Origin of the sequence: Alteromonas sp. IB21 (assembly GCF_016405965.1) — a bacterium.
Taxonomy (GTDB): domain Bacteria; phylum Pseudomonadota; class Gammaproteobacteria; order Enterobacterales; family Alteromonadaceae; genus Alteromonas.
The window spans coordinates 15,155-27,350 of sequence record NZ_JAEFCD010000020.1 but is presented as its reverse complement, the minus strand read 5'-3'; the positions used below and the strand labels follow the sequence as shown (position 1 = coordinate 27,350).

The 12,196-nt window shown below is 45.1% G+C and carries 13 protein-coding genes; 5 read left to right on the top strand and 8 right to left on the bottom strand.

The features are described from left to right. Positions 1 to 111: 111 nt before the first annotated feature. On the top strand, positions 112 to 693 hold the full coding sequence (locus JC525_RS13770) for a GspH/FimT family pseudopilin (protein ID WP_198816332.1): 582 nt from the start codon (positions 112 to 114) through the stop codon (positions 691 to 693). Between the two features lie 82 nt (positions 694 to 775). On the opposite strand, the gene JC525_RS13765 is transcribed toward JC525_RS13770, so the two are convergent. Beyond that, on the bottom strand, positions 776 to 1,168 hold the full coding sequence (locus tag JC525_RS13765; protein WP_198816331.1) for a type IV pilin protein: 393 nt from the start codon (positions 1,166 to 1,168) through the stop codon (positions 776 to 778). A 78-nt stretch (positions 1,169 to 1,246) separates the two neighbouring features. Between JC525_RS13765 and JC525_RS13760 the strand changes: the two genes are divergently transcribed. From JC525_RS13760 to JC525_RS13745, 4 genes are read left to right on the top strand one after another with little or no spacing between them, the layout of a single operon-like run. Further along, complete coding sequence (locus JC525_RS13760; protein WP_198816330.1) at positions 1,247 to 1,801, top strand: prepilin-type cleavage/methylation domain-containing protein; 555 nt, start codon at positions 1,247 to 1,249, stop codon at positions 1,799 to 1,801. Beyond that, the gene (locus tag JC525_RS13755; RefSeq protein ID WP_198816329.1) at positions 1,795 to 2,442 is read left to right on the top strand and encodes a prepilin-type N-terminal cleavage/methylation domain-containing protein; all 648 of its coding nucleotides are present in this window, start codon (positions 1,795 to 1,797) and stop codon (positions 2,440 to 2,442) included. Before JC525_RS13760 ends, JC525_RS13755 begins: the two co-directional genes overlap by 7 nt. Further along, entirely contained in the window at positions 2,432 to 3,352 is a 921-nt protein-coding gene (locus tag JC525_RS13750; protein WP_233095204.1) for a hypothetical protein, read from the top strand. Before JC525_RS13755 ends, JC525_RS13750 begins: the two co-directional genes overlap by 11 nt. Beyond that, positions 3,339 to 3,665 carry a hypothetical protein gene (locus JC525_RS13745; protein WP_233095203.1) on the top strand — a complete coding sequence of 109 codons (327 nt, stop codon included), beginning with the start codon at positions 3,339 to 3,341 and terminating at the stop codon, positions 3,663 to 3,665. The genes JC525_RS13750 and JC525_RS13745 overlap by 14 nt, the downstream gene beginning before the upstream one ends. Positions 3,666 to 3,750: 85 nt before the next feature. Here JC525_RS13745 and JC525_RS13740 read toward each other — a convergent pair whose 3' ends face one another. The 7 genes from JC525_RS13740 to fkpB all read right to left on the bottom strand — a co-directional run bounded on the left by JC525_RS13740 (position 3,751) and on the right by fkpB (position 12,191). Next, entirely contained in the window at positions 3,751 to 4,209 is a 459-nt protein-coding gene (locus JC525_RS13740) for a type IV pilin protein (protein WP_198816328.1), read from the bottom strand. Between the two features lie 8 nt (positions 4,210 to 4,217). After that, a complete protein-coding gene (locus tag JC525_RS13735) occupies positions 4,218 to 8,288 on the bottom strand; it encodes a PilC/PilY family type IV pilus protein (RefSeq protein WP_198816327.1) in 4,071 nt (1,356 codons plus the stop codon). Positions 8,289 to 8,296: 8 nt separating this feature from the next. Beyond that, positions 8,297 to 8,860 carry a PilX N-terminal domain-containing pilus assembly protein gene (locus JC525_RS13730; RefSeq protein WP_198816326.1) on the bottom strand — a complete coding sequence of 188 codons (564 nt, stop codon included), beginning with the start codon at positions 8,858 to 8,860 and terminating at the stop codon, positions 8,297 to 8,299. Continuing rightward, entirely contained in the window at positions 8,857 to 9,717 is an 861-nt protein-coding gene (locus JC525_RS13725) for a PilW family protein (protein ID WP_198816325.1), read from the bottom strand. Before JC525_RS13725 ends, JC525_RS13730 begins: the two co-directional genes overlap by 4 nt. Then, positions 9,714 to 10,364 carry a prepilin-type N-terminal cleavage/methylation domain-containing protein gene (locus JC525_RS13720; RefSeq protein ID WP_198816324.1) on the bottom strand — a complete coding sequence of 217 codons (651 nt, stop codon included), beginning with the start codon at positions 10,362 to 10,364 and terminating at the stop codon, positions 9,714 to 9,716. The genes JC525_RS13725 and JC525_RS13720 overlap by 4 nt, the downstream gene beginning before the upstream one ends. A 412-nt stretch (positions 10,365 to 10,776) precedes the next feature. After that, on the bottom strand, positions 10,777 to 11,721 hold the full coding sequence (gene ispH / locus JC525_RS13715; protein ID WP_198816323.1) for a 4-hydroxy-3-methylbut-2-enyl diphosphate reductase: 945 nt from the start codon (positions 11,719 to 11,721) through the stop codon (positions 10,777 to 10,779). A 2-nt stretch (positions 11,722 to 11,723) separates the two neighbouring features. Next, positions 11,724 to 12,191 (bottom strand): FKBP-type peptidyl-prolyl cis-trans isomerase, encoded by a 468-nt coding sequence (gene fkpB, locus JC525_RS13710; protein ID WP_198816322.1) that lies wholly within the window; start codon positions 12,189 to 12,191, stop codon positions 11,724 to 11,726. Between the last annotated feature and the right edge of the window lie 5 nt (positions 12,192 to 12,196).

Below are 12,196 nucleotides of genomic sequence, written 5' to 3'. Positions count from 1 at the left end.
AAAAATATAGTAAGCCGTGATGGACAAGATAAATCAATTGTTAAACCGATGAAAAGGCAGACAAAAGGCATTAGCGATAACGGTTAGATTATTGGAAGATAGCGTTTTAAAATGATAAACAATAAGCAAAAAATTAAGCGTAGCGAAATTTCGAAACAAGCAGGACTGACCCTGTTGGAAATGCTTGTGGCCGTCGCCGTTCTTGCCATAATATTAACGACGGTTGCACCAGGCATACAAAATATACTTATTAAAAATAGGATCACTGCTGACTTAAACAACTTAAGCGCGGTTGCTCAGCGTGCCCGATTTACCGCCGTGGATGAACAGACTAACGTGGTCTTGTGCCCTACAAACAATTACACAGCCTGCACGAACAACTGGCGAGATGCCAAAATGGTGTTTATTGACGTTAACAGCAACGGCACTCGAGATAACAGCGAAGATCTAGTCGTTGCTAGCGACCCTCTCAATGCCGCCAACACTGTATACGGTATTAGCGGCAGCTTAGTGTTTAATGAACAGGGCGGTATCGACAATGCTGCTACCATCACTCTTTGCCCCAATGATGGCGATACAGACTATGCGTCAGCACTTTTACTGTCGCTTTATGGCAGAATATCTGTCGCTGTAGATAGCGATGGTGATGGAACGAAAGAAGATCTTGCCGGTAATGATTTAACGTGCAGCTAGTAGTCACTATTTTCTAAAATACTAACGTTCAATAGGTAAGTAATCCTTACTTAGGGCGCTCAGAATATATAACGTACTTTTCTTACCAGCACTCTTTGGGTGAAAGCATTACCTCACTGATTTTTATCGTTCGGCAGCTGTCGTCCGCACTTAATGATAAACGTGTAGCGGCAATTTCATAGCCTCCCCCCTGACTATTGGATTGCGTAAAACTGACGTTTGGTATGTTAGTGCTGGGTAACGAATTTAGCGCAAGGTAATGCCCATTTTCGAGCCACATTGTCGACTGCATCGCTTGAAGTGATAGTAAATGAGCTTTAACTTTATTTATCTCGCTTATCTGTCGTGTCGTGTTTATGGCAGACGTTGCAGCAAGACTGAGCAACCCAACAATAGCCATAGCGACTAATAGCTCAATCAAGGTAAACCCTTTTTGCCCGTACCTTTTATCATTTGCAGTGTAATTCACTTCCATAGTACAGCTTCCTGTTAGCTAGTTATTCAGTACATTGAGCCTATCAATTTACCTCTGTCGCTATAACTGGACTTACGCATGGCTTTTTGGACAATGCACAAAGGAAAACACACAAATAAGCGGCCCAACACCATGACGGGGTTATCCTTGTTTGAACTGCTCGTCTCTTTGCTGATTTTGAGCATACTTTCTTTACTTACCGTCCCGTCTTTTCAAAGGTGGCAGGAAAAAAATGCGTTCAAACATTTCGCTACGCGGGTCACAGAACTTGCAAAACAAACACGTATACAGTCCCTCGCCCAGCAAAAAACGTTTTACTTGATAGCAAAAATCGAAACCGACAATTGTTTAATGGTAAGTGCGGACCAAGATTGCAGTTGTGCTTCCTATCAAACATGCGCGTTAAATGAGGCCTCTTATTGGGAACTCCCCACCGCATGGAATACCAAACTCAGGACAGTGGGTAGCACAGACAAGACGGTCGCTTTTAATAAGCACGGCACGCTCAACTTTGGCAGCAATACAACCTTTACTCTTTCTAGTGAGCGCTTTAATGCAAAGGTAACCTTTAGTTCATTAGGCCGAATAAGGTTATGCAGTGAACAGTATTTTGTAGGTATAGCGCCATGTTAAGCCTTCAAACTGCCAACACTTCCAATAGTGCCTATCGCAGAGTATCGGGTTTCAGTATCACGGAACTTATGATTGCATGCGCTCTATCTGGCCTACTTATTTCTATTGTTGCTTCGTATGCCGCGCAATCCCACAGTGCGCTCTCTTCACTCCAACATGCCACCAGCGTTGAAGAAGATATGCGTGCTTTGAAAAGCACAATTTCTCAGCATCTAGGAAGAGCGGGTTTTATTGAAGAGACTAATATACTCTCCCCATTTATAGCTTTGTCTAGCGGCCATTCCCCTGCTTCGAATGTCACGCTTGGTGAACGTCCAACTGAGTCTTTAAACAGTTGCATCACCTTTTCTTACGACAAAAATGAAGACGGCGTGATCTCCGAGTTCCAGGGCGAGCTGTTTGGCTACCGATTAAACAACGAAGCGGTAGAGTACCGAGTGAACGGTAATACATGTGAACAGGGAGGATGGTTTGATTTAACTGATCCAGAAACACTCTCTGTCACTCAGTTCAGTGCAAATCGCATACACCAAAGCAGTTGGGGGTCAGCATACGAAATAAAAATAACGCTTCAAAGTATCATGGATACTGACGTACAAAGTCATGAAAGCTTTATCGTAGAGGTGCCCAATGATGGTTAATAAAGGCAAACATTTTAAAAACGGTAAACTTAGCGGCCCGAGCTTCACTGGTAATAAAAAACACCAAGTAGGTATGGTGGTGCTTGCGGTTGTCGCTATTCTTCTTGGCATTGTTACTTTTGCAACGGTAACGACATCCCAAAGCGTCCAGCAGTTTTACACCTTAGAAAAGGTTAGACGTGACGCCGAATCCATTCAAATTGAGCTAAAACAGCACGCGAAAAACATTGCCAGGGCATTACGATCACAAAACGTTTCAAATGTTTTAACTACGACCAATTCGGCTAATTTAACTACAACTGTTCTGGTAAGCGAATTAGAGGGAGTAGATGGTCAACTACTGACCCAATTTGAAGTGAATGTATCTCATGATATTGACAACACGGCGTACACTGCTAGATTTGTTCGCTACCCTTCTCTTTTGAGGTTGCCGACTTCAGCTCAGCAATTCTCATGGGATAACCAAGTAACAAACTGGTTATTTAACCGGGATGCATCAGCACTCAACGCTAACTTCTTCGCTGAAGGTGAGAGCCTGACTCAATGCCACAATATGTCGCCTGCGAACATGTATTGGATAACGGGAGATTGTGTACTGGACAATAGCGATCTATCACATAACTCTATTTCCAACCCTGTATTGCTAATAGTTGCCGATGGCGATTTAACACTTCAAGCAAACACCCATCTTTACGGTCTTATTCTTATGCTGTCATCTTCACCTACAACTTTTACGCTGCGTGTTGCAAGTTCAGCTTCTATCAGCGGCACCTATGTCTCAAACACACCGATCAATGAGCAAATTAACGGTGCATTGACGCTTTCTACTTCGTTACTTAGGGCCCTTCAAGAGAACACAGTGCTTGCCAAAATAATTCCCATTCCAGGAACGTCCTATGATAACGAGTAATATTGAATCTTTTAGAAGTATGCGTTTACCCCGCGCTTTTCTACAAAGCCGATGTATAAATTCAAGAGTTGAAGGAGGAGGAATTCTTGTAGAAGTGCTTGTTACTTTACTGCTTTTTACAAGCACAAGCGCTTACTTGCTAAACAGCAAAATCAGGACACTAGTACTTTGGGAAACCATTCTTGAGACGCAAATCAATCAAACAGCAGTGAATAATTCGAGTCGCACCGCTTATATTAACGATGACGTGGACCAGCAGTGGAGTGATATTGCTGTGTTTGGCACGCCTTCATTACTCTCAACGCCCCCCTGATAAAGCGCGTTGATAAGCCACGAGATAGGACTATTTAAACATTCAAAAGGCGGCAAAGAAGCCGCTATGCAATGCCCTCAACCGCTTAGCACGACCAACAATATTCACCGGATTCAAGACTACCGTTGTTATTTTTGTCCCAGCCTTTTCTGCCATCGCTAAAATAATAGAGTGCTCCATCAGCAGCCTGCCCTGTCCCTGTCACGGGCGTAGCTTTAAGCTCAAAGGTTGTCGCAGAGGCAGCAACGATACTAAGTGTATAGCGCTTATTCGCTGCAGGCTCAGATGAAGGAGAATATGCTGAAAAGACTGCCGGCGCCCCCGTATTCGAGCCGCCATCGGCGGCGCCCTCATAGCTAAAAGAGCCACTATGATGTCGCTCCATGGCGGAAGCTAGCCCAAGCAAATCTGCCTGCCCCGTGCCACGGTATCCGTCTGCAATGACACCTTGATAGGAAGGGTAGGCAATCGCTGCGATGATGCCGACAATAGCGACGACAATCATTAGCTCAATCAGTGAAAAACCCTGCTGGGATGCGCTCATGTTTATACCTACTCTCTTTCTGTTTCCGAATGCCAACTGCCGCGCTGAACACGTTCGAAACGCCCATAAATATTCTCAGCCAGACACTCAAAAGCATTGGTACAGGCTTGCTCATTTCCATCTTCATCCACTTCTATTACCGCGGACACGCACTCGGTACCCAAACAAACAACGGGGCTAACAATATCTTCAATAAGAATTTTGGTTTCAGGCGCTATACCGGTTTGTTTTAAATCGGCCGCACGGTCCAATTCATTGACCTCACCATCATTGTTTACATCTGTTACTGCATTTGCGTTAAACATGTTCACAAGGTAAGCACGGCTGTTCCCAGTAGGGGGCGCACACGAACTCGTGCTGCTAACCGCAGGTATGTAAGTAGTAAAGAACACCTTGTAATCAATGATAAGCGGGGAAGAAAGCACTTTTTCACCATTGATAGTTAGATTTAGATACCACCCGTCTTTATTTGCAAACTCTTGTGAAGCAAGCTCCCGTTCGTTCTCATCACTACTATTAAGCGCGTGACTTGTGGCGTTGTACATATCGCTCTCATAGGCGGTTTCCATATAGGTGTAATTGCCATTGGTGTCGCGTTTGAAGACGCCGCTATCTTTAAGCATATAAAAATTGTCTTCCACAACAGTATCAAGGGGTGAAGCTCGCCAACCGCTCCCCAGTGCTACACCGTAGTATAATTCGTTACCCAGAGCGATTTCTGTAACATCAGGGCCGTAGTAAAAACGGCGATTAGTCTCGGCAGTGTCTCCACCAAAATCGGCAATACGCGCCCCTTTTATAAAGTCAGCACCCGATCTGCCGTTGTAGATATCTAATCTAAATAGTTGTCCGCCAGTATCCGCAACATACATGTGATCAGCAAACCCATCGTTATCCCGGTCAATCACAGAGATACGGCCCGGAATACTGTAGGTCATATTTGAAAGGTTCAGGTCGGCATTTTCATTACTTGCATGCCATAGCAGACTTCCTGTGTCAGCATCAAAAATAAATACCGCATTACCAACCACATCGCTAGCTCTTATAGCACGATCATCCTGAGCGTCGTCGTAACCACCACCGACAATCATTACGTTTTTTACTTGCCCGCCCATATTAATTTTAGTAATGGTTGGTCTTGACCATGTTTGTCCCAACTTAGTCAGAGCACCCTGACCACCTTCTAGTTTAAATTTTAGTTTTGGAGCATCTTTCTGGGTTACATCGAAAACGTAATAGTTATGCCCGCCTCTTCGCATGCCCACGTAAAGATACTTCTTATCTTCAACGGTTCGTAAAATCATATCGCCATCAAGGCCATATTGGTGGCTTAGCGACGGTGTGTCTTTATAAAAGTGATGTAGATTTTGGAGTAACTCTTTGGGCATTATGGCGAAATTTTCTTCTCCCGTTTCTGTGTCGAAAGAATGCAACATGCCCTGATTTGTCGCGACCAAAATGGCCGAATCGTTAGTCCCATAGTTTACGATGATAGGTTGCGAATGGATGGGATCGCCCATCTGAGGGCGATAATCGCTAGTGCTGCCATCACCGTTGCTGTCTTTCACATCTACACCTCTTGCCCACTTTAGAATCGCATCTCTTAATGGGTCAGCATCTGTTTCACTTTGAATAGCAAGGTCGGTCTTAGTGATATTGGAATTATCCTCGTGAAGGCGATTGGCATCGCTTACAATTGTTCCAACGCCTTCGAAGACATAAATATTGCGATTGGCACCTAAACGGCTAGCTGCACCGCCCTCGCTGACTTCGCTTCCATCAGCAAGAGTAGACCAGTAGCTATGGGCATTTTCAGCAAAAAAACCGGTTTCACTATCCACAGCACTAAGGCTATTTTTGTCTAAAATCTTATCGCCACTCAAACGATAGCGCTTCAAGTTACCTGGCCAAATAGCGCCTTCGCTAGGCTTAAATAGAGCAAAATAAAGCTCGTCCCTGTGAGTAAGACGATTGAGTTGATTCACCGCAACACCGGGTGAAACGAAGGTGGCATTCACGTCCTTCACTGAACGCAAGATAGTATTGAAAGCTTCGAGCAAGTCAGTGCTGTTATCAGCTTGGTAGAAGCCGCCCCCACTTTGTAAAGCGAGTTGATTCAAGAAGTTATTTGCAGTGTTATTCGCGGCAAAACCTATGGTATGCGTAATAACTCTTGGCCCAATCACAGAGGTAGCGGTATCGCTTATGTTTTTGACTAAATCCAGACCACATTTTTCGCCACCATTACCTGTACAGCTTTTACCTAGCAAGGTTTGGATTTTAGAGACACTGTGATTGTTGTTTGCTTCACCATCAGAGAGCAGTACGATGTGGTTATTGGTTTGACACTGCAAATCTGATACAGGTGAAATATAAGTGGCAGGCGTGGGTATCTGCTCATTAATACAATCGCTGTCAGATAAATTATCTTCAGAGCATCCAGAAGGGAGAATTGAATCCGCTCCTAGGTATGAACTTCTATGACTTACCCGCGTGCTACGTCTGACTGAATCATTAACGTCGCTCTCGCCCCGTTTACGGCCATAATCCACGCTCAAACCGCCATAATAATTTGTCGCTTCCAAAAGCGTATCAACAATGGGAGTAAATCCGTTAGCACCCAGTTCGTCTATTTTGCTCATGAGATGTTCGCGCACTGACGCCGATGAGCCAGGCGTAGCGGCGCCATTGAACTTCACAATAAGCTTAGGTGCTCGAGAGGGCCAGTTGTTATAGGTATGCGCGCCGCGGTAAGAGACAAAGTTATCAAGTATAAAGGCCATATCATTACCGGATTGCCAACCAGAGCGATCTACAATTTGCTCAACAATACTGCTTATATCCGGTGTTCGATAGTCATTGTCACTGTAAAAATCAGGCATAGACCAGGTGATGCCTGAGGTTTTTGGCAGATCTCGCAACCGGTAACGACGCTCTGGGTGAAAATCCGAGGCATCATTATCTGCAACGCCACGAATCCGCATACTTGGATTTCCACTTGTTCGTGTACTGTAAGCCGTAAATTCCAAATAGGCTTCTGTAACCACAGCGCCTTGAGGAATATTGACATTCCTAAAGCGAACACCGATATAGTCGTTATACGACGAATTAAAAGTCAGCTCATTACCCGTGTTTGGATACCCATTCACATTCTCTTCAGAATTATCTCGTGAACTGGCAACTTGGTAGATGGCCTCCCCTTGTATACAACCTGTGGCCGTTGAGTCGTCGTAGGAAACAACTAGCTGAGGAGCACCACTTTGCCCTACATCACTTGCTCTGGCTTCTCGGGCGCTTGCTGTATCTGAACTCGTGCCTTCAATTAAAATGTTTAAGTCTTTACCGCCACACCAAGCTGATAAATCCACGACTTCTTGAATAACGGCACTGATATCGGGAGTGGTTATTACCTCACCCGATGTTGGAAAGCTATTGTCGGTGAGCCACTCAACATTTGCAGCCGTTTTTACTCGGCTACTCAGGTTATTACTTGACGATGAAAACGCGGTGCTTTCTGCTGAAGCTTCCGCTGAAATAACTAATGAGGTACCCGCAACGTTAAACTTCTCTGAAGTGAAGCGAATATTGGCGCTTATGATCGTAGCACCCTGGGGGATATTCAACTCAGTAAAACGAAGTCCTGATGTTACGGTTTTAGTACCACTACTTAAAATTAAGTCGTTGCTTTCTGTGGTTACGCTGCCGTCGATTTCATGGGCGTCGTGATCGTCGTCATTAGTGGAAACAATAATTTCAGGCCGTACTGATTCATCTATATTGCGGATAGGATACAAAATAGGGCCGCCATAGTCAGAAAAACGCATCAGGCCAGCGTTAATATTGGTGGCAGAGCCAAGGGCCTCTTTAAGAGCGTTTTGGACGCGAAGCATTCTGGTTTGACTGGTATTGTCATACGCCCCCATACTCCCCGAAGAATCCATGATAAACAAAACGTTTGGATTGTAGGTAACCGCGCTGCTTGCATTGCCTAAATAAATATCAAGGTCATCACCAAAAGCGGAAAAGCCTATACAGCTAAAAAGCGTTATCGAAGCAAGATATGTAGTCAATTTTTTCATGCTGATACCTATTGTGAAGCCGGGCCAAATACTGAAGCAGCCAAACTGTTAGCGACAACCGAGGATTTACCTGCAACTTTGCCGCAGCCTCTTATAATAAACACATGGCAGTTCACATTACTTCCACCAATAACGTTACTTGAACCACGGCAAGCCTGCTCGCGAATAAATGCAGTACGTGACCAACTCTTAGACGATGCTGCACTTTGATAAGTGCCATCGGTAATATGCCTATCACCTACAGAGAGCCCGCCTTCAGTCATGTGACGGTCAGTCCACTGCCCTTCGTCAAAGCAGCTCATGGCATCAGCCTGAGGGTCAAATACATTACCCTGTCTTGCTTCTGATAGCGGATCGGTTTTAGCTGGATCTGTGAGTAACGTCTCATCTTCGGATTCGAAAAACACGCCTGCGATAGCGGCTTCAGCAGCGTCAAACGCTAAGCCACTTTGCTGCATAGACACCGCCATCTTAGATTGGGAAAGACTGCTGGTAACCGCACTCACACCTAAAACAGTAATCGAAAGCAATACTAGCAATGCAAATACCATCACTAAGCCTTGTTGTTTCATTGCGAACTCCTGACAAAATTCTTCATATTTCGAAGGGCTAAGGTCTTCGAGAAAACCTGATAATAATGTGCGGTATCCATGGTTTTAGACGCTTCGTTCAACAGCGCATACTTTTGGGCCTGAGTTTGCCTTACTTCATTTTGATAGCTTTTAAGCATGATGGCCCATCGCAGTGATACCACTTGCTGATTCAACGCTCTTAAACCCGCAATTTCGTCGGCGGTCACGTATGAAATGGCTTGTCCTCGTGAATTAGTTATTATGTCTGAAACGCCAAACTGCACTTGAAAGCTTTCGACGTTGTCGAGCAAGGTTACAGAAAGTGGAGAGACGGCTTGTGCTTTTAAGCCACGCAGCACACGGCCATCGTAGCCAGTGCATTTAAGCGTATTTCCTGTCACAAAATAGTGATTTACTACATGAAACTCGCTACCCGCGGCATAGCCATGTGAATTACCAGTACAATCCTCTTGCGCCAACAGGCTTACAACGAGCTTGTCGCTGCCGCCGCTTGCGGTCTGGACACTCCCTAAGGTTGCGTTAGTTGCGAAGTCGCCTACCACGGCAATGGGATGATTTTCTACGTATGCCGCTTCTGCGACAACGTCAACTGACGCGTCGATGTTCGCGGTTACTTGGTCGTAGCGACCAATTTCATAGAATTCGGCAGATAATCGTCCCATTATGAAACGCCCCGACTCCTGTACTTGGGACACTGCTTGATTGAGTTTATTGGTCACACTACTACTAACCAGCACTTGGATAACAGCGCCTGAGATCACTAAGCCCAACGTCAGTGTAATCATCAGTTCAACGAGTGAAAAACCCCGCTGAGATCTTAACTGAGTCGTGTTCATAACGTGATATCCTTAAACACACACGCATTGCTGTCGCCCGTAGTTGGGTTGCATCTAGCGTTGAGTGTGTAAGTTTGATTGCCCGATGATGAAACGGGCCACGTTAGTAGTACCTCAACTCGAGAGCCAGCGCTACAGCTATAAATATCAGCGGTATTATTATCAGCGCAAGACACTGAGACTTTCGTTTGAGGATTAGTTTGCACAGCCGAGCAGGAAAGCGCCCACCCGTCATAGGCAGCCATTTGCGCTTCGTTGCAGGATTGCCCTTCACAATTAGGCACACCTGCCGGTCTCGTCAAACAGCAGCCATAGTAAGGGTTTGAAGAGCCCGCACAGCTAAGGGTCGAAAAATTGTAGTTATTGCTGGAAAAGTAGGCGTTATTCACTACCATGCCATCGCCAACAGTGGCCGGTCGGGCCGCCGCGCGAAGACGCTCTGCAACTTGTGCGGCAACCATTTCTGCTTGCGTTCTGCTAATTGCATCTTTGTTCGCAAAGGAACCTGTGAACTGTAATGCAGCAACACCAAGTAATCCCACCGCAAGGATAAAAAGCGTGATAAGGATTTCAATAAGACCTGCGCCGGCTTGGCGAGGAAGGCTACGTCCTTTCACTTTTTTGATTATCACCTTTTCAGCTTTCATTACCTTTGACATATACCTTGCATAACAGATGGTTTTATTACCAATGTAGTATAGTAAGCCAAAAGCGTATAACGCTGGGTATCGTTGGTTATTAAAACGTATAATTTTAAGAATCCTTTCACATTACGCTAGATAAACGACTAGCAGCAAATCCAACATGCAGTTTGAACCTGAACACACCCGATATACTTAGCGGTGCTAGAAATATCGGTACGCATAAATCAAAGTTTAACCCTTAATACTAACGGGCAGGTTCTCAAAACTTGACTGCGACTAACCTGCAACGTATTTGCGTCTATCGATTGGGTATTATTATCTATCCGTAAGCCATTGAATTTCCAGTAGACAAAAGCATAAAAAAACACCGCATTGTGAAGTGCGGTGTTTTAATAGTTTTAGCAACTCAGTAGTGTTAAACGACCTGCTTAACTCTCAACTCTTTGGGTACAGCGAATTCAACGTTCTCTTCTCGTCCAGACCGTTCCGAGGCAGAGGTTGCCCCCCACTCTTTTAACCTATTGACAACGCCTTGCACCAACACTTCCGGCGCTGATGCACCAGCAGTAACGCCTATATGCTCTACACCTTCTAACCATTCTTTTTGTATACAGTTAGCATCGGCAATTAAATGTGCTTTAGCACCAATTTTTTCGGCTAACTCGCGAAGCCGATTTGAATTTGAGCTGTTCTGCGCACCAACTACAAGGAGGATTTGGCAATCTTGAGCGAGATCTCGCACAGCATCTTGGCGATTCTGAGTGGCATAACAAATATCGTCTTTTCGTGGACCATTGATATGAGGGAATTTAGCGCGAAGCGCGTCAATTACATCGGCAGTATCATCAACAGATAGCGTGGTTTGGCTGCAATAATAAAGATTAGTTGGATCTTTCACTTCTAACGTTGCCACGTCAGCTTCAGATTCAACTAAGTAAATACCGCCGTCCTTATTGCTGTACTGGCCCATGGTCCCCTCTACTTCTGGGTGACCAGCGTGACCTATTAAAATACACTCCGTCCCTGTTTTGCTGGCGCGGGTGACTTCCATATGCACTTTAGTGACAAGTGGGCAAGTAGCGTCAAAAACTTTAAGTCCACGACTTTCAGCTTCTTTTCTCACCGCCTGCGATACGCCATGGGCAGAAAAAATGACAATGCTGTCATCTGGCACTTCATGAAGTTCATCGACAAATAGCGCGCCGCGCTCACGCAGCCCGTCTACCACGAATTTGTTATGCACCACCTCGTGACGCACATAGATAGGCGGCTCAAACATTTCAAGCGCTCGCTCTACAATAGTGATAGCTCTGTCAACGCCTGCGCAAAACCCTCGAGGGTTAGCTAAATGTATTTGCATAACTAGTTTCCACCTTGTGCTGATACGCCAGGTTTAACATCAATAATTTCAACGTCAAAAATAACCGTTTGCCCGGCTAACGGGTGATTGAAGTCAACGGTGACTGAATCCCCTGCTGCACTTCGAATAATACCCGGAATTTCTGAACCATCTGGTTGAGAAAACGCGAGGATCATGCCTTCTTCAATCTTTAAATCAGCGCCAAAACGACTTCTATCCATATAGTGGATGTTGTTTGGATTAGGCTCACCGAATGCGTCATTGGCAGCTAGCGTGAACGCTTTTTTATCACCTTTTTTGAGCCCAAGTAAACAGGCTTCAAAATTCGGCGTTAGGCTACCGTCGCCCATTACCATTTTGGCAGGTTTATTGTTTACGCGAGTGCTGTCAGCAGCAGAGCCATCTTCTAGCTTTAAATCAAAGTGAAGAATAACTTCGCTGTCAGCGCCAATTAATAATGAGTCAGTCATAACCT